The following is a 19,041-nucleotide window of genomic DNA, read 5'->3' as shown; positions in this document are numbered from 1 at the left end:
AATGAGCAAAAAAATATGAACCAACACCTTCAAAAGATATTCGATTTTATTCAGCAATCAAATTCCCTTACAGAAGTAGAGAAAACAGATTTGCTTAAGTCTGTTAAGAGCGCCGAAAACGATCTTGCGATCTCCGAATTTAAACTGGAACGCACCGAGAAAGTAAAGCGTACCACAGGAATTTTATTGGAGGAAACCATAGATGAACTGGAACAAAAGAGGAAATCCATAGAGGAAGCCAATGATGCACTTAACAAATCATTAGAAGAGCTCAAGGCGACCCAAACGCAGCTAATTCAGTCTGAAAAAATGGCTTCCTTGGGAGAACTAACTGCCGGAATTGCCCATGAAATACAGAATCCATTGAACTTTGTCAATAATTTTTCGGAAGTAAGCAAAGAGCTATTGGACGAAATGAAAGAGGAATTGGACAATGGTAATTTAGAAGATGTAAAGGAAATTGCAAACGATGTCATTCAGAATTTAGAAAAAATCACCCATCACGGTAAACGAGCCGATGGCATTGTAAAAGGAATGTTGCAGCATAGTCGTACCAGTAGTGGCAAAAAAGAAACAATCGATATCAATATTTTAGTCGATGAATATTTGAGGTTAGCGTATCACGGCTTACGTGCCAAGGACAAATCGTTTAACGCCACTGTGGAAACTAGTTTCGACGATACCTCTACAAAAATTGAAGTCGTACCCCAAGATATTGGCCGCGTGGTTCTCAATTTAATCACCAATGCCTTTTATGCTGTGAATGAAAAGGCTAATAAGAAAATTGATGGGTATAAACCCATGGTTTCTGTGAGCACCATCAAAGATGGCTCCAGTATTTATATAAAAGTAAAAGACAACGGTAATGGCATTCCGAAACAAGTTTTGGAGAAAATATTTCAACCTTTTTTTACTACCAAACCCACCGGGCAGGGAACAGGATTGGGGCTGAGTTTAAGTTATGATATTGTAAAAGCCCATGGAGGAGAATTAAAAGTGGTGACAAAGGAAGGTGAAACTACCGAATTTAAAATTATTTTACCATTATGAAAAAGTATCAGAACTCCGTTAATTCTTTTTTGTGTTTTATAATTTTATTGGCCTTAAGTGCCTGTAATACTTCTCCACGTAATGTTCCCTTTCCACTGCAGGAATCGGAATTTACCACACCAACTACAGAAAAGCTAAGCTTTAGCGAACTTCAAAAATTTGAATGGATTACTGTTGATCAGGATAGTGTTGAACCTGCTAAATCCGAAAAATTTGATCTGGATAAAATTCCTTCCAAACCAATTAATCTGGGGAATCCCATTCCTATGAGCCAACCGATGGTGGAAACCGCATTTGACCTGAAAAGTTTCCCTGATGAGGCTTTTAACCTTGAAACTATGCCTTCTCAAGAATTGAAATTTAAAATCAATGTCCTTGGTCAACCAATGCGGACAAAATCCGGCATTCCGCGCCTAAATGATGGGGCATCGGAAAGCCTGTTGAAATTTGGATTGGACCAGGGTTTATCCGGCTCCGTTTATAGCGACTTTAAACAAGATAAAAACGGCATTATTTGGATTGCAACTGATGACGGTCTAAACCGCTTTGATGGTGAGTATTGCGAAACTTATTCCCTTCCCCAAGGGCTTTTGGCTTCCTGGATTAATCAAATTATTATAGATAAACAGGAACAGCTTTGGATTAGATACAGCGGTAATAGGGGTGTGAGTGTGATCAACAGAAAAACAGGTGTTATAAAACACATTAGCTCGGCAGAAGGACTTAGCGAGGGCAATATTCGTTGGATGGAGGAGGATGAAAAAGGCAGGATATGGATATGCACCAATAACGGATTAAATATTATCGATCAAAGAGCCGGAACAATTAAAAAAATTACAGATGAACAAGGATTAGCTCACAATAATAGCGGCTTGGTATTTCAGGATGGTAAGGGCAGGATATGGCTAAGTATGCAAGGAAGTGGAGTCGACATAATAGATGAAAAGGCAGGAACCATTAAACATATAGACAGATTTCTGGGGGTGGCAGCGAATACCATCATTTCTATTTCAGAAGATAAACAGGGCCGTATATGGTTTGGAACTTGGGCTTCAGGGATTATGATGTTTGATGAAAATGCAGGTGTCATTAAACAAATAAGCAGTGAACAGGGACTTAGCAATAATCGTATCTATGACCTGGCAATTGATGAAAAGGATAGAGTATGGATAGCCACAGATGGAAGCGGGGTTTATGTTTTTGATGAAAAGTCGTTGACCATGCAACAATTTAATACAACCCGCGGCCTAAACAATGACAACGCACTTTCCATCTTTGCAGACAACCAGCATCAAATTTGGATCGGCATGAATGGCGGAGAAGCTAATATTTACAATACTTCCGGCGGGAATATTCACCATTTAACCAGCAGCAGTGGGCTGAGTAATAAAACCTCTTTTTATTATGGTTTTACTCAGGATAACCAAAGCCGTATCTGGGTGAGTTCAATCGGAGGTAGTGGCATGGATATCATTGATGAAAAAAACGGGACTTATAAAACTGTTTCAACAAAGAATGGACTATGGGGTAACAATATTTCCTATTTGTTTACCGATGACCGCAACAGAATCTGGGTAGATGCCAGATTAAAATTTGGAGGAAGATCAAAGGTAGCTATAATTGATCAAAAAGCCGGAATCATATCACATTTAGGCCCAGAACAAGGTATTTCTACATGGAATACGGGTGCTATCTTTCAAGACAGCAAGGAGCAAATGTGGATTAGCCGTAAGGGCATTTATGTAATTAATGAAAAAAATGAAAGTATAAAAAATCTACCTTTCGACAGGGGTCTTAGCGGATATGTACATTCTATTATTGAAGATAATAATGGACTAATTTGGGCAGGAACAATTAATGGAGTGGATGTAATTAATGAGAAAGAAGGAACGATAAAACATCTGCTTATAAAAGGCCTAAAAGAGTTTGAATGTTTAAATTTACAAAAGGACAGTCACGGAAATATCTGGATAGGCACAACTGGTAACGGATTATTTATGGCCAGTCCGGATGCAGGTGCTATTACCAATTTTACCGTTGCAAATGGATTGGCAAACGATCTCATTTATTCTATCAATGAAAGAAACGGAGCTATCTATGTAGCTACCGGAAAAGGCCCAACAGTAATAACACCAACCTCAAATGAAAAGGATAATGAGAGGACAACACCTACGTGGACACTTAAAAGCTATGGTAAACCACAGGGGTTTTTACGGGTGGATCATAATCCCCGTTCGATGCTGGCAAAGGATGGCAAGCTTTGGTATGGTATTGCCGATGTCCTTACGATAATGGATGAGCCACAAAACGACAGTATTGTCCCACCCACTTTTATTTCGGGCTTGGATATCATGGGCAGACCGCAGAATTTTGTAACAAATAAGCACATTCAGTCTGCATTGAATGAAACCGATACGATAAGGTCTGTAGAAAAAGACACCTTTTATTTTAAAAACAGTTTACCGGCCGACTCAGGTTTTCTTATAGAAAACGGTATTAAATGGGACGGTATAACCGGGCCTTACAATCTGCCGGTCAATCTCTTTTTACCGTATGAAATGAACCAAATTAATTTTCATTTTACCGGAATGCACTTGGATAACATGGATAAAACCAAGTATCGCTATATTTTAGAAGGAGCCGATAAATCTTGGAGCGATATTTCAGGAAGGGCATCGGCAGAATACAGGAACCTGTCTCATGGCGACTACACCTTTAAAGTAAGTAGTAGTGGATTTAATGACAAATGGAGTAAGCCTGTTGTGTTTCGTTTCACGATTCAGTCGCCATGGTGGTTGTCGACATGGGCTTACATTATTTATGGTTTGTGTTTGATTGCCTTAATTGCTGCCGTAGATACCATTCAGCGGCGTCGACTTTTGGAAAGAGAACGAGAGAAAACAAAAGAAAAAGAACTGGCACAAGCAAAAGAAATTGAAAAGGCTTATAATGAGTTGAAGACCACCCAAGCTCAGCTCATTCAATCAGAAAAAATGGCAAGTCTTGGTGAACTTACTGCAGGCATTGCCCATGAAATACAAAATCCATTAAACTTTGTCACTAATTTTTCCGAAGTGAATAAAGAATTATTGGGAGAAATGAATGAAGAAATTGCTAATGGGAATTTGGAAGAAGTGAAATCCATTGCAAAAAACATAACTGAAAACGAGGAAAAAATAAATCACCACGGTAAGCGAGCCGATGCGATTGTAAAAGGAATGTTGCAACACAGCCGAAGCAGTAGTGGAATGAAGGAGCTTATGGATATCAATGTGCTGGCAGATGAATACTTGCGATTGGCCTATCACGGTTTGCGTGCAAAAGACAAATCGTTCAATGCTACTCTTGAAACCAATTTTGATGCATCTATAGAGAAATTAGAAATTGTCCCTCAGGATATAGGAAGAGTTGTTCTGAATTTAATCACCAATGCCTTTTATGCCGTCACTGAAAAAAAGAACCTTCCCTTATCTCAAGGTGACAATTATATACCTACGGTTTCAGTTGCTACAAAAAAAATAAAAAATACCGTTGAAATTTCAATTCAGGATAACGGAAACGGTATTCCCAAAAATATAGTAGAGAAAATATTTCAGCCCTTCTTCACTACCAAACCTACCGGACAGGGAACAGGATTAGGGCTGAGTTTAAGTTATGATATTATAAAGGCACACGGCGGAGAATTGAAGGTAGAAACAAAAGAAACTGAAGGCACCACCTTTACCATACTATTACCAAGTAGTCAACTATGAAGCTAACCGAAAAAATAAAAACTGAGGTTCTTAAAGATTATGATATCTGGATTTACAGCTATCTCAATGGTGATGTCGATACCTATGATTCTTTTTTGGATGACGACTATCATTTTATAGGCTCTGCCAAAAATGAAGAGTTTTTAAACAGAAAGGATACCACACAGTTTTTTGCAGACACGGGGGATGAATTTGCAGGAAAAACCCAATTACGAAATGAAACCAAAACCCTTGAACAATTTGGAGAACTTATTTTTATGACTCACCTTTTTGATGGTTGGTTTCTCCATGAAAAGGTTTGGACCTTTTATGCAAGATTCAGATTTTCTAGTGCCCTGCGAAAAAACAAAGACGGCTGGCGATTTGTTTATCAGCATTTTTCAATTCCCGATTCAAAAACCGAAGACGGTGGAACGATTGGTTATGATAAAATAAATGAAGAAAATCAGGAACTACGAGAAGCCATTCAACGCCGAACATTTGAGCTGGAAGCTAAAAACCGTGACTTAGAAATAGAAAGTGCTTTAGAAAGAGTTCGAGCCATCGCCATGTCTATGCACACTTCAGAGGAGCTTATTGATGTTTGTAAGGTGGTATTCACAGAATTACAAAAATTAGGTTTTGACGAGCTTCGAAATACAATGATCCACACCTTTGTAGATGAAAAGCAATACTTTATCAACTACGACTATTCCGATGCTACGGGTAAAAATATAGTGCAGATCCCATACAAAGGGAATCCTGCAGTGGAAAAATTTGTGAAGGCCATTCGAAAATCCAATAATGCTTTCCATCATCTGGCTATTACAGGAAAGGAATTAAATGATTGGAAAAAATTTAGAAAAGACAACAATGAATTTGATGATCCCAGACTGGAAAAAATAGCATCCTTACATTACTATAATTATTCGGTGGGAGCAAGTGGTATTGGCATATCAACCTACAGTGCCATTTCAAAAGAGAAAAAGGAATTATTGCAACGCTTTCGGAATGTGTTCCAATTAGCATACCAACGCTTTACCGATATTTCTTTGGCCGAAGCCCAAGCCCGGGAAGCACAAATTGATTTGGCCTTGGAGCGGATTCGCTCACAAGCAACATCGATGAAGGAATCTTCAGACTTGCTGGATATTGTAGTCACCATGCGTACCGAATTTACCAAACTCGGTCACGAAGCACATTATTTCTGGCATATGATGTGGCTCGAAGATACCTATGAAAAAGCCATGACCTCCGGTGATGGAACCAAAATTGGCTTTGTGATGGAGCTGCCAAGGCATATTCACGGAGATATCCCGTTGTTGGCTAAATGGGAAAAGAGTAAAAAGCCGATTGTCGTGTATGCTATGGATGCAGATGAAGCGATAGATTATGTAGATAAAATGGTTTCGCTGGGTGATTTTAAGAATATAGATCCGCAAGCGCCTAGTAGCAATGATATTCGCCATATTGGCGGACTCACCTTTATTATGGCACGCACCACCCACGGGGAGATAGGCTATAGTTTGCCGGGAGTAGTTAAAAATCCGCCGGAAAAAGATCTTGAGATTTTAGAAAAATTTGCAGGCGCCTTCGACCTCGCCCACCGCAGATTTTTAGACCTTCAAAATGCCGAAAAGCAGGCTCGTGAAGTACGTATAGAATTGGCATTAGAAAAAGTACGTTCCCGAAGTATGGCTATGCAGAGCAGCGAGGAGTTGTTGGAGGCCGGAGCTCTATTGTATCGTGAACTTTCCAATCTGGGAGTGCCGCATCTTACAACAGGATATGTACTTTTTGACGAAAAAGCACATATAGGATATAGCTATGGTGTGAACCCTGCCGATGGGAGTATACGACATCAACCAGTGGAAATGATCCACACAGATACCAAGGTGATGAAATCCATCGTAAAAAGCTGGAAGAAACAGGAACCGCTACTGGTCATGGAACTAAGCCCTTCGGAAACAATAAAACATCAAACTTTTATAGCAGAGAGAAGCAAAAATTTTCCGCTAACTGCAGCTCAATTGTTGGCCATTTCGCCTGAAAGCCTGATAATACATTGTTTCAATTTTAAACAGGGTTACCTTTTAATAGTGGGGGGAATTCGTTTAACAGAGGAACAACAAAACATGGTAGTTCGGTTTGCCAACGTTTTTCAACAAACCTATACCCGCTTTCTTGACCTACAAAAAGCAGAAGCGCAGGCGCGGGAAGGACAAATAGAAACAGCTTTAGAAAAAGTACGTAGCCGAAGTATGGGGATGCAGAAAAGTGATGAAATTGGTGATGTGGCGAAAGTGTTGTTTGAACAGCTTATTAGACTGGGCGGCTCACTTTGGGGTACAGGTTTTGGTTTCTGTGAAAAAAAATCGGATGTAGATGATTTTTGGTTTGTAAATGAAAAGGGAGTTATGCCTCCTTTAAAAATTCCACATACCGAAGACCCGGCACATATTGCAATGTACCATGGCTGGCTTGATAAGTTAGAAATTTTATCGATCACTAAAGATGGCGCCGAATTAGAAGACCATTACAACTACATGCTTACAGTCCCTGATGTGCAACCCATATTTCGAGGAATGTTAGACAGCGGTTTAGCATTCCCAACCTGGCAAAAATGGCATGCTGCCTATTTTAAGTATGGGTATCTGCTTGTAATTACAACAAAACCTTATAAAGAGGAAGCAATTTTTAAACGTTTTGCAAAGGTATTTGAACAATCATACACTCGTTTCTTAGATCTTCAAAAATCGGAAGCACAATCTCGTGAATCTCAAATTGAACTGGCCCTGGAAAGGGTTCGGGCGAGAACCATGGCTATGCAAAAAAGTGAGGAGCTAAAAGATGTGATTCAGGTGGTGTATGATCAATTTGTTAAGCTGAAAATCCATACAGAGCATGCCGGATTTCTTTTAGACTATAAGGAAAGGGACGATATGCATATATGGTTGGCCGACAAAAACGAGATCCAGTCTGAAATATTTCTCCCATATTTCGATTGTGCGCACTGGAATAGTTTTAAAGAAGCCAAGAAAAAAGGTGAGAATTTCTTTGCCAATCAGCTTTCATTAAAAGAAAAAAACAAATTCTATAGAGATCTTTTTAAGTTCATCCCCGATGTTCCAAAGAGCGTGTTGGATACCTATTTAAGTTATCCGGCACTTGCCATTTCTACTGTATTGCTGGATAATGTTGGGCTTTACATTGAGAACTTCGACGGTATACCCTATTCTGAAGAAGAGAATGAGATATTGCTGCGCTTCGGAAAGGTTTTTCAACAAACCTATACCCGCTTCCTAGATCTGCAAAAAGCGGAAGCACAAGCACGAGAAGCGCAAATTGAAGCTTCTTTAGAAAAAGTGCGTTCTGTGGCATTGGGTTTACAGAAATCTGATGACATGCTCGATATTGCCAAAGTATTGTACGAGCAATTGCTCACTCTTGGTTTTTCCGAGATTCGTAATGCCATCATCGACATTCACAATGACGAAACCGAAACCTTTATAGACTACGATTATTCCCACGATATGTCTAGTGCCATAACCCAATTTTCCTTTTATGGTGATCCTGTTATTGAACAACAAATCAAAAAAATTGCTTCGAGTAACGATGCTTTTTTTGAAATTGAGTTAAAGGGGAAAGAACTCGATGAGCTCATTGAAACGCGATTGCGCAACGGCGAGAAAGACGATCCGCGGCTTCGGAATATTGACCATCTTACTTATAACCTCTATTCCTTCGGAAACGGAGCCATTGGAATTTCCAACTTCGGGATCTTAAGTAATGATCAAAAAATAGTTTTAAAACGTTTCCGAAATGTATTCACCTTTGCGTATAAAAGATATACCGATCTGGCCTACGCCGAAGCTCAGGCACGGGAGGCAAAAATAGAAGCGTCACTGGAAAAAGTGCGCTCTACGGCACTGGGAATGCAAAAATCTGATGACATGCTGGATATTGCTCAAGTGTTATACGAGCAATTAGTAGAACTTGGATTTACAGAGATCCGAAATGCAATAATCGACTTACACAATGACGATAATGAAACCTTTTGGGATTACGATTACTCCGACGAAATGTCCGGAACAATTACCCTAATGAGGTATGACGATGATCCCATAATTGAAAAACAACTAAAAGCCATAGTTGCCAGTACAGATGCCTTCTTTGAAATTGTGTTGGAGGGCAAGGAACTGCAGGATCTAATCGATATGCGTTTAAAAAATGGCGAAGATGAAGATCCACGGCTTGACAAAATAGACCAACTCACCTACAATCTGTATTCCTTTGGTAATGGTGCTATTGGCATTTCAAACTTCGGAATTTTAAGCGATGAAAACAAAATAATTCTGAGGCGATTCAGAAACGTATTCACATTTGCTTATAAAAGATATACCGACTTGCATAAAGCCGAATTACAAGCAAGGGAAGCACAGATTGAAGCTGCTCTGGAAAAAGTACGCTCCCGTTCTCTCGCGATGCAAAAACCGGATGAGTTACAAGAAGTGGTTGCAGTAGTTGCAGAAAAATTAAAAGAATTAGGAGTAATTTTCGATGCGGGGGGTGTAATTCTTTGTACCTATTTCCCCGACAATAAAGATGTTGTGCACTGGATTGTCACACCCGACTTTTCTTCTTCGGGAAGATATCTGGTCCCCTACTTTGATAATCAAATTTTTAGTGAAGCCTGGGATTCTAAAATTCGAGGGGATGCCTATTTTTCTAAAGAATACTCTGTAGAAACAAAGAATCACTTCTTTGAACACGCCTTTGAACATAGTGACTATAGACAGATGCCCGAAGATTATAAGAAATTTGTGCTTCAAGCTGAAAACCACAGACTTTCGGCTGCCTGGTCTAAGAATTCGGCGATTTTAATCCCGTCGCTTACGGGGGCTGTGCCTTCTGAAAGCGATGCGGAAATAATGAAACGCTTTGCTAATGTATTTGAGCAAGCCTATATCCGTTTTATGGATTTGCAGAAAGCTGAAGTACGTGCGCGAGAAACACAAATAGATATCGCTTTAGAACGTGTTCGAAGCAGAACTCTTGCTATGCAAACCAGCGAGGAACTTTCAGAAACTGCGGTAGTTGTTTTCAAGCAACTTATCGATTTGGGAATAGAGCCCAACCGATTATATATTGGAATTATCAAGGAAGATAACGGGCTTATTGAAATGTGGGCGACAGATGAAGACGGCAATAAAATAGAAAGCAAAACAATCTTTGACTCCTCTAAAAATAAATCGGTTGCCAAAATCTTCGATGCCTGGAAGAAGAAAAAAAAGTCGCTTAGTCTTGTGATGGAAGGAAAGGAACTTTCCTCCTATTTAAAGTACCTCAACGAAGAATTGCACATTTCAGTAACAAAAAGCAATTCACAGAAAAAACGATATCAATCCATTGGTTTCTTTTCCAAAGGATTTATAGGAATTGCAGCACCCGAAGAACAACCGGAAGAAACCACAAAACTATTAGAACGCTTTGCAGCCGTTTTCAATTTAACCTATACGCGTTTTAACGATTTGCTAATTGCAGAAGCCCAAACCAGGGAAGCCAGAATCGAATCGGCCCTCGAACGAGTAAGAGCCAGAGCTTTGGCGATGCAGACGCCTGAAGAATTAAAAGAAGTAGCCACAACGCTGAGAACCGAAATGGGCCTTTTAGGCGTGGAAGAACTGGAGACCTGCAGTATTTATATTCACGATGAAAATACCAAGAAGACCGAATGTTGGTATGCAATAAACGATATTAGGTCGAAAACAAAAAAGCTGGTCACCGATCATTTTAAACTCAACCTCAACGATACCTGGGTAGGCAGAGAAATGTTAAAACTCTACAACTCTAAGTCTCCATACGCCAGTATTGTGATGACCGGAGACAACCGCATTGAATGGATTCGTTATTGCGAAGTACTTTCCAAACCCTTTAAAGGACATTACGGGGAAGTGATTCCTGACCGTACCTATCATTTGTATAAATTCTCACACGGTGCTATTGGGGTAGCAACGCCTTCAGAAATTTCGGAAGAAAACTGGGGCTTATTGAAACGGGCGGCATCGGTATTTTCGCTTGCTTACTCTAGATTTAAGGATCTTACTCAGGCGCGACTGGATCTTCAGTTATTGAAAGAAGAAAAGAAAAAAGCAGAAGATGCGCTTTCCGAATTACAGCTTACTCAAACACAGCTCATTCAGTCCGAAAAAATGGCATCTTTGGGAGAATTAACAGCCGGAATCGCACATGAAATTCAGAATCCATTGAATTTCGTGAATAACTTTAGTGAAGTAAGTAACGAATTGCTGGACGAGATGCTGGAGGAGATGACTGCAGGAAATATGGAAGATGTGAAAGAACTCATGAACGACATCAAGCAGAATCTGGAAAAGATAAATCATCACGGAAAACGTGCCGATGGCATCGTAAAAGGGATGTTGCAACACAGCCGAAAAAGCACCCTCGAAAAAGAACCCACAGACATCAACAAATTGGCCGATGAATATTTACGGCTTGCCTACCATGGTTTGCGGGCAAAAGATAAATCCTTTAATGCAACTCTGGAAACCGATTTTGATGAAGCCATTGGAAAAGTGAGTGTAATTCCGCAGGATATAGGAAGAGTTATTCTGAATTTGATTACGAATGCTTTTTACGCTTGTAACGAGCGTAAAAAAATGTTTCAGGCTGAGCCTGTCGAAGCCCATAAAGATTACACTCCTACTGTTTCAGTTTCAACAAAAAAAGAGAACGGGCATGTAATCATTTCAGTAAAAGACAACGGAAACGGGATCCCCAAACACGTTATCGATAAAATATACCAACCCTTTTTTACTACAAAACCAACCGGTGAAGGAACCGGGTTGGGGCTTTCTATGAGTTACGATATTGTAACCAAAGGACACGGAGGCGAATTGAAAGTGGAAACCGAGGAAGGGGAAGGAACTTTATTCACTATCGCAATACCTAAATAAAGACACTATGAAAATATTAGTAGTAGACGACGAAAAAGATGTAAAGGATTTGTTCCTGCAACGCTTCCGAAAGGAAATTCGAAATGAAGAAATATCGTTTGTTTTTGCATTCTCAGGGGAAGAGGCATTAGAAGTACTTGATTCCATGGAGCAAGAAGCCATATTAATCCTTTCGGATATCAACATGCCCGGCATGAGCGGCCTGGAGTTGTTGGAAAAGATTAAAAAAGACTATGTAAAACCGCCGCCTGTGGTGATGATGATTACCGCGTATGGGGATGACGAAAATTTCAATACTGCCAAGCGTTTGGGGGCAGATGATTTTTTAACCAAGCCAGTGGATTTTAAAATGTTAAAAGAAAAACTAATAAATACGAAATAATGGCAAAGATACTAGTAGTAGATGATGAAGCAGATCTAGAAACGCTTATCAAACAGAAATTTCGCAAACAAATTAGGGAAAAGGAATTCGAATTCTATTTTGCGGAAAACGGGAGGCACGCGCTCGAACAAATTATCGCCGAGCCGGGGATAGATATTGTCTTGAGCGATATCAATATGCCCGAAATGGACGGGCTAACGCTACTTACAAAGTTGAGTGAAACAAGTCCGTTAATTAAATCGGTAATAGTTTCGGCCTACGGAGATATGGATAACATTCGCACTGCCATGAACAGGGGAGCCTTCGATTTTATTACGAAGCCCATCAATTTTGAAGATTTGAACATCACGGTTTTAAAAACCATAAAACACGCTCAACATATAAAATCAACCTTACAGGCCATAAAGGAAAATAATATTTTAAAAATGTATGTGGATGAAAATGTACTCAACTTTATGGGTAATAAGGAATTTGAATCTACCATCATGGCCAACGAAACCATTGAAGCGACTGTTGTTTTTATTGACATTTGCGGCTTTACCGCCATAAGTGAAACTGCTCCACCCGATACTGTAGTGTCCATGATAAATTCCTATTTTGACGAAATGGTAAAAGAAATTATGGCGCAGCAAGGCTATATCGATAAATTTATTGGTGATGCCATCATGGCTGTTTTTAAAGGCGAGTATCATTTGGACCGTGCCATAGATGCGTCTCTAGCTGTTTGCAATAAAATAAACAAGCTTCCTGCAATGGGAGACAAGCTGCAGTTTAAGCCCAAAGTGTCAATTGGTATTAAAAGCGGCGAAATGATTTCGGGGAATATAGGGTCTCAAAGTTTAAAGCGATTGGATTACACTGTGATTGGAGATACCGTAAATACCGCCGCGCGATTGCAGGATGCCGCAAAGGAAAATCAGATTATTATCTGTGAAACTTGCTATGAACAAGTGAAGGAATCGTTTAAGTGCGAAAAAGTTGGCGTTATCAATTTAAAGAATAAAGCCAATTCAATTACAATTTATGAAGTGAAAGAATAATAGTAATAAATAAATAAAATTTACAATGGAAGAGCAAGAATTACCCCCGGAATCCCCACCAGAAGCGACGCATAGGCCTTATGTAAAAAACGCACATACCGAAGAACTTGTTGATCATTATTGGGGAAGTATAAATTACATAGCCAGCCTTATAAAAGCATCCGAGCTCAAAGCCGGACTTATACTTTCTTTTTACGGTATTTTGTTGAATTTCATTTTCCAAAGCATCGGCACTGTCTTCGATGCGACTTCCAACGACCTTATCCTCTATATACTTATTGGGGCTTGGTTTTTTTGTACCGCTGCTTCCATTTTCTATTGCGTGCGGTGTTTTATTCCTAAAATAGAAGGAAACTACGACAAGAATATATTCTTTTTTGGAGATGTTACATCTAAATTCGGGAGCATCAAGGAATTTGCACAGACCTTTTACAAAGTTAGTGTTGATGAGGAGCAACTTTTTGGACAATTAGGAGAGCAAATTTTTATTATTTCAAAAATTGCAGCATGGAAATTCAGAAATGTAAAAAGAGCCATTAGGTTATTAGCGCTCGGACTTGCTGTCCTATTTATAACCGCAGCTTATTATACTATTTTGATAGTGTTCTGATTATGATAAAATTCTTTCGTCATATCCGTAAAAAACTCATCGCTGAAAACTACTTTTCAAAATCCCTGCTATACGCCATTGGCGAAATCATTCTTGTGATGATTGGTATTTTGATTGTGCTTCAGAAAAATAATAACAATCAATTAATAAAAACCAAAGCTATAACAATATGAAAACAACCATTAAATTACTATTCGTTACAGCACTGTTAATTGTGACTGCCTGTGACAATCCTAACAAACAAGTAGAAGACAATATTGCTAAGTATACCAGTGTTTGGGACGAAATTATTAATGATGGCAACCTGGAGCTTATCAATGACACAAATTTCGATCCTGAAATCACACTTATCTCGAGTCCGGATAATGTGGTGGGTATTGATGCATTTAAAGACTACTACTCAAACTTTACTACAGGCTTTACCAATGCTGACTTCTCAATTGTCGATATTTTTGGACAAGGAGATAAGCTTGTAAAACACTGGAAATTTAAAGGAACCCATAGTGGCGAATTTTTTGGAATCCCTCCCACAAGCAAAATAATAGATGTTGAGGGAACTACAATAGCTGTTATGAAAAATGGTAGAATAACTCAGGAACAGGATTTTATGGACAATCTTTCCTTTATGTCTCAATTAGGGATTGATCCTTTGCTAAATGCCGAGAACCTTTCGGCAGTTTCAGGATTATATGCCAATTTCGGTAAGGGAGATGTCCCTGCTGTTTTAGCAGCATTAGATGAAAAAGTTGTTTGGAATGAAGCCGAAGGAAATGCGCTGGCCGACAAAAACCCTTACATAGGCCCGGATGCCGTTTTAAGCGGTGTTTTTACACGTGTATTGGAGGAATTTCCTAATTTCACTTTAAACGATATTGTGCTTCATAATATGGAAAATAATCAAGTCTTGGCTACACTCCGCTATAAGGGTTCAAATTCAAGTACCGGAAAGGATCTTAATGCACAGGCAGCGCATTTATGGACATTAAAAGACGGTAAAATAATAGGCTTCCAACAGTATGCAGATACTAAACAACTTCATGATGTAGGAAGAAAATAAGATACTTATTTTGAGATAGCCTTTCTATATCCAAAAATAGGAAGGCGATTCGAAAAACTCTAAACAAGATAGCAGGTACCTTTAATAATACTAACTAACCAATTTTCAATATGAACCTTAAACAAAGCTTAATCATTGCGCTAACCTTAAGTATAATTTCTTTGGGTTCTTGGGAACTCTATTGGAGAAGCCAAGGAAAAATTCCGGATCTGGATGATGATAAAAACCTTTGGGCAGTACAACGTGCCAAAGTTGAAAATGCCACAACAAATGATGTGATATTATTGGGCTCTTCAAGAGTGCTTTTTGATATTCAGTTAGACGAATGGGAAGAGGAAACCGGCATTCGACCCATCCAATTGGCATGTGCAGGAAGTTCTCCAATCCCCACTTTTCACGATATTGTAGAAAATACCGAATTTAAAGGAACCGTAGTAGTAGGTATTACTCCCGGCCTTTTCTTTTCTACTACCTTTCCTGAAGCAAGTCCGTGGAAAAGGGCACAAACTCGAGTCGATTATTACGAAGATAGAACCTATGCGCAGCGTATGAATCATTGGCTGTCTTTACCTCTTCAAAAGAATTTTGTTTTTATATCCACGAGTGAGGAAGGGTGGTCTGACGATATTGATTTAAAATCCTTGCTGAATTCAGTAGCTCTTGAGGATAGAACAGGGAAGCCTCAATACCCTCCATTCAACAGCTTTTCATACATAGATGAAGACAGGAATAATCTGATGAGCGAAAAAACAGCAACCGATACTTCTTTTGCAAATGGCATTAAAGAAGCCTGGAAATTTCTTATTATGAACAATAAAAATGCCCCCGAAAAAGAAGCTACGACAAAATATTTCAGTGAAGATGCTGAAAAGTTTATAAAAAGAGGAGGCAATTTAATTTTACTACGATGTCCTTCCAGTGGTTGGTTAAAGGGAGGAGAAGATCAATTTTTGCCGCGCAACACTTTTTGGGACGAATTGGTTACTGCTTCCAAAGGCAAAGGTTATTATTATGAAGACTACGACAACCTTAAAGATCTGGAATGTCCGGAATTGTCACATCTATCGGCCGAAGACGCGAAATATTTTACTAAAGAAATAGTGAAAATAATGAAAAAAGATCAAGCCATTCCAACCTCTAAAACCAACTAGTCATGCTATTCAATTCCTTAAGTTTCGTAGTATTTTTAGTCATTGTTCTGGCTTTATACTATTCAAAATTGTTTAACTGGGTTAACAAAAAACGTATGTTACTTGTTGCCAGTTATGTGTTTTATGGGTTATGGAATCCTCCCTTAGTTATTTTACTTTGGATATCCACTCTTGTTGATTGGTTTGCAGGAAAGAACTTAGCAGTTGAAGAGAATAAGCGAAAACGTAAGTTATGGCTACTGTTAAGTATGGTTGTTAACTTAGGTTTTTTGGGATTCTTTAAGTATCGGGATTTTATGCTGGATAACTTTACTTCGGTCGTTAATAGCTACGGGTATGGCTATCAGGCACAACCCATGGATATTATACTTCCTATGGGAATCTCCTTTTATACTTTTCAAACGATGTCCTACACAATCGATTTGTATTTAAAGCGGACCGAGCGTGCCAAAACATTTTTGGATTTCGCTTTGTATGTCACCTTTTTCCCGCAATTGGTTGCCGGTCCTATTGTAAGAGCTAAAGACCTTATTTCACAGTTTTACGAAGAGAAAAGAGCAACAATCAATCAATTTCTTTGGGGATTGTTTCTACTTACTATTGGGTTATTTCAAAAAGTAGTGTTGGCAGACACCCTATTGTCCGATACTGCCGACACAGTGTTTGGTTCAAAATCAACACTTCACATCTGGGATGCATGGACGGGAACACTCGCTTTTTCCGGTCAGATTTTCTTTGATTTTGCCGGTTACTCTACTTGTGCTATTGGAATAGCCTTAATGATGGGTATAATCTTACCCGATAATTTCAGGTATCCTTATGCGGCCGTTGGTTTTTCAGATTTGTGGCGACGTTGGCATATTTCATTATCAACTTGGTTACGGGATTATTTATACATTCCGTTAGGTGGAAATAAACACGGAGTAGTGAGAATGTATTCAGCCTTAATGATTACGATGCTTTTGGGTGGTTTATGGCATGGAGCGGCATGGACTTTTGTAATTTGGGGGGCTTTGCATGGAATTTATTTGGTTATTGAACGATTGTTAAAAGCCAAAATTAAAATTCGAGTGAATGCCTTTACCGGAATTATTTTTGCCTTCCTCACATTTACCCTTGTAAATTTTACCTGGGTCTTTTTTAGAGCCCGTGAATTTTCGGTGGCAAAGAGCATGATACAATCCATGCTTTTTATGAACCCTGAAGGAGAAAAAATATTACAATCTTTCGATATTATTAAAGTAACCTTAGTAATAGGCGGATTATTTATTTGTCATTGGCTGATGCGAAACACATCTATGAAAGAAGTTTCACTAAAAATACCGTCATGGGTTTTGGGGGTGACATGGGCAATAATGTTCTTCTTAATTGCAATTTCGCAGGGAAGTGGAGAACAATTCATTTATTTTCAATTTTAAACCGAGCGTTGGCACCCTTTAGGGTCGGGAAGAGTGTTGGCATTAGCGAGCCAAAAAAATTACTATCTTTAAGCAACTTGCTAATTCACTTTTATTCAATTGTTTATTATGAAGTATGTATCATTTATTTTTATCATTTTACTTGCAGTAAGTTGTAAGAAACCTGCCGAAAATACCAGCTATCTGGGCGTGGTAAATATTAGTATTACAGGGAAAGAAAAAGCCCTTCCGGCCTTCGAAAAAGGGCTGCTGTTACTCCACTCCTTCGAATACGACGACGCCCGTGAGGCTTTTCTGGAAGCTCAAACCTTAGATTCCAATATGGCAATGGCCTACTGGGGAGAATCAATGACTTACAATCACAGTCTTTGGAACGAACAAGATTACGATGAGGCAGTCTCAGCTCTACATCACCTTGAAAAAATAGATCTTACAACAATCACTCAGCTGGAACAGGATTTAATTGAAGCCGCAAAAATACTATACCAACCCAAAACCGAGAAAAACGCCAGAGATGTCGCTTACTCCGATTTTATGGCAGGCTTAACTAAAAAATACCGCGATAATCACGAAGTGGCCGCCTTTTATGCCTTGTCATTATTAGGGTCGGTCCCCGATGGTAGAGACGATGTATTGTACGGCAAAGGCGCAAAAATTGCGAAAGGGATTTTAGCTGAAAATCCAAACCATCCCGGTGCGCTTCATTATCTTATTCATTCGTACGACGATCCTTCGCATGCTTCCTTGGCGCTTGAAGCCGCCAATACCTATGCAAAAGTGGCTCCCGATGCCAGCCATGCCCTGCACATGCCCTCACACATTTACGTTGCCATGGGGATGTGGGATGAAGTAATTTCTTCGAATATAAACTCATACGATGCAAGCGTTACCCGAATGCGCGAAAAAAATCTCAATAACGACGCCCGGGGATACCATGCCTATCACTGGCTGCAATACGGTTATCTTCAAAAAGGAAATAAGGAGGAAGCAAAAAAAATGGTAGACACCATCACCAAATATGTTACTCAAAGTCCTTCAAAACGAGGTAGAGTACATCAGGTGTTTTTAAAAGGCACCTATTTGGTAGAAACCAACGATTGGGAGGGCGAAGTAGCTAACATCCCAGTATCTATCAGCGATTTAAATATTGCGATTCGATCTCAATATCATTTTCTGGAAGGAATGAAAAATTACAAAAAAGGAAATCTTAAAAAACTGGATAGTATTCTAGAGGTGATGGATAAAGACCATCAGCGGGAAAGTTTCGTGGTTGCCGAAGGCAGTGCGAAACTCTGCTCAAGTGTAACTCGCGACGAAGCCACCGAAAGCGATTTAAAGGAATCTCAAATACGGCAATTACAATTACAGGCCTTGAAAGCCGATCTTCAAAAAAATGTAGTTTTAGCCGAAAAACTGTTTCAAGAATCCATCGCTCTGGATAAGACTTTAAGCTACAATTTTGGTCCGCCATCCATTCAAAAACCCACATATGAATTGTATGCAGACTGGCTTCTGCTTAAAAATAGAAAGGAAGAAGCTGCTGCTGCCTATACCGAAGCTCTTACAACAGGACCGGGCAGATTACATATTCGTACCGGGATTGAAAAAGCACAGCAATTATAACG

Annotated in this window: 11 protein-coding genes; all 11 read left to right on the top strand. The window is 39.3% G+C overall.

Annotated elements, in window-relative coordinates; genetic code table 11:
- The first annotated feature begins 15 nt into the window (after positions 1–15).
- A complete protein-coding gene (locus ATE92_RS06160; RefSeq protein ID WP_100802871.1) occupies positions 16–1,050 on the top strand; it encodes a sensor histidine kinase in 1,035 nt (344 codons plus the stop codon).
- A complete protein-coding gene (locus ATE92_RS06155) occupies positions 1,047–4,802 on the top strand; it encodes a two-component regulator propeller domain-containing protein (RefSeq protein ID WP_100802870.1) in 3,756 nt (1,251 codons plus the stop codon). The genes ATE92_RS06160 and ATE92_RS06155 overlap by 4 nt, the downstream gene beginning before the upstream one ends.
- On the top strand, positions 4,799–11,758 hold the full coding sequence (locus ATE92_RS06150; protein WP_100802869.1) for an ATP-binding protein: 6,960 nt from the start codon (positions 4,799–4,801) through the stop codon (positions 11,756–11,758). Before ATE92_RS06155 ends, ATE92_RS06150 begins: the two co-directional genes overlap by 4 nt.
- 7 nt (positions 11,759–11,765) lie before the next feature.
- Positions 11,766–12,140 carry a response regulator gene (locus ATE92_RS06145; RefSeq protein WP_100802868.1) on the top strand — a complete coding sequence of 125 codons (375 nt, stop codon included), beginning with the start codon at positions 11,766–11,768 and terminating at the stop codon, positions 12,138–12,140.
- Positions 12,140–13,180 (top strand): adenylate/guanylate cyclase domain-containing response regulator, encoded by a 1,041-nt coding sequence (locus ATE92_RS06140; RefSeq protein ID WP_198515600.1) that lies wholly within the window; start codon positions 12,140–12,142, stop codon positions 13,178–13,180. Before ATE92_RS06145 ends, ATE92_RS06140 begins: the two co-directional genes overlap by 1 nt.
- A gap of 25 nt (positions 13,181–13,205) precedes the next feature.
- Complete coding sequence (locus ATE92_RS06135; RefSeq protein ID WP_100802866.1) at positions 13,206–13,790, top strand: Pycsar system effector family protein; 585 nt, start codon at positions 13,206–13,208, stop codon at positions 13,788–13,790.
- Positions 13,791–13,792: 2 nt separating this feature from the next.
- Complete coding sequence (locus ATE92_RS14005) at positions 13,793–13,963, top strand: hypothetical protein (protein WP_157809573.1); 171 nt, start codon at positions 13,793–13,795, stop codon at positions 13,961–13,963.
- Positions 13,960–14,847 carry a nuclear transport factor 2 family protein gene (locus ATE92_RS14070; protein WP_198515599.1) on the top strand — a complete coding sequence of 296 codons (888 nt, stop codon included), beginning with the start codon at positions 13,960–13,962 and terminating at the stop codon, positions 14,845–14,847. Before ATE92_RS14005 ends, ATE92_RS14070 begins: the two co-directional genes overlap by 4 nt.
- A gap of 110 nt (positions 14,848–14,957) precedes the next feature.
- Positions 14,958–15,998: a hypothetical protein gene (locus tag ATE92_RS06125; RefSeq protein ID WP_100802865.1), complete on the top strand. Its 1,041-nt coding sequence runs from the start codon at positions 14,958–14,960 to the stop codon at positions 15,996–15,998.
- Between the two features lie 95 nt (positions 15,999–16,093).
- The gene (locus ATE92_RS06120) at positions 16,094–17,416 is read left to right on the top strand and encodes an MBOAT family protein (RefSeq protein ID WP_232729122.1); all 1,323 of its coding nucleotides are present in this window, start codon (positions 16,094–16,096) and stop codon (positions 17,414–17,416) included.
- A gap of 108 nt (positions 17,417–17,524) precedes the next feature.
- The gene (locus ATE92_RS06115) at positions 17,525–19,039 is read left to right on the top strand and encodes a lipopolysaccharide assembly protein LapB (protein ID WP_100802863.1); all 1,515 of its coding nucleotides are present in this window, start codon (positions 17,525–17,527) and stop codon (positions 19,037–19,039) included.
- Positions 19,040–19,041 lie beyond the last annotated feature (2 nt).

It is taken from the genome of Ulvibacter sp. MAR_2010_11, from assembly GCF_002813135.1.
GTDB lineage: Bacteria > Bacteroidota > Bacteroidia > Flavobacteriales > Flavobacteriaceae > Altibacter.
This window is presented reverse-complemented; position numbering and strand designations above follow the sequence as displayed.

What these genes read in the sequence shown, in the direction of transcription:
- ATE92_RS06160 (WP_100802871.1), top strand. Translation starts at nt 16, where the DNA reads ATGAACCAACACCTTCAAAAGATATTCGATTTTATTCAGCAATCAAAT.
- ATE92_RS06155 (WP_100802870.1), top strand. Translation starts at nt 1,047, where the DNA reads ATGAAAAAGTATCAGAACTCCGTTAATTCTTTTTTGTGTTTTATAATT.
- ATE92_RS06150 (WP_100802869.1), top strand. Translation starts at nt 4,799, where the DNA reads ATGAAGCTAACCGAAAAAATAAAAACTGAGGTTCTTAAAGATTATGAT.
- ATE92_RS06145 (WP_100802868.1), top strand. Translation starts at nt 11,766, where the DNA reads ATGAAAATATTAGTAGTAGACGACGAAAAAGATGTAAAGGATTTGTTC.
- ATE92_RS06140 (WP_198515600.1), top strand. Translation starts at nt 12,140, where the DNA reads ATGGCAAAGATACTAGTAGTAGATGATGAAGCAGATCTAGAAACGCTT.
- ATE92_RS06135 (WP_100802866.1), top strand. Translation starts at nt 13,206, where the DNA reads ATGGAAGAGCAAGAATTACCCCCGGAATCCCCACCAGAAGCGACGCAT.
- ATE92_RS14005 (WP_157809573.1), top strand. Translation starts at nt 13,793, where the DNA reads ATGATAAAATTCTTTCGTCATATCCGTAAAAAACTCATCGCTGAAAAC.
- ATE92_RS14070 (WP_198515599.1), top strand. Translation starts at nt 13,960, where the DNA reads ATGAAAACAACCATTAAATTACTATTCGTTACAGCACTGTTAATTGTG.
- ATE92_RS06125 (WP_100802865.1), top strand. Translation starts at nt 14,958, where the DNA reads ATGAACCTTAAACAAAGCTTAATCATTGCGCTAACCTTAAGTATAATT.
- ATE92_RS06120 (WP_232729122.1), top strand. Translation starts at nt 16,094, where the DNA reads ATGTTACTTGTTGCCAGTTATGTGTTTTATGGGTTATGGAATCCTCCC.
- ATE92_RS06115 (WP_100802863.1), top strand. Translation starts at nt 17,525, where the DNA reads ATGAAGTATGTATCATTTATTTTTATCATTTTACTTGCAGTAAGTTGT.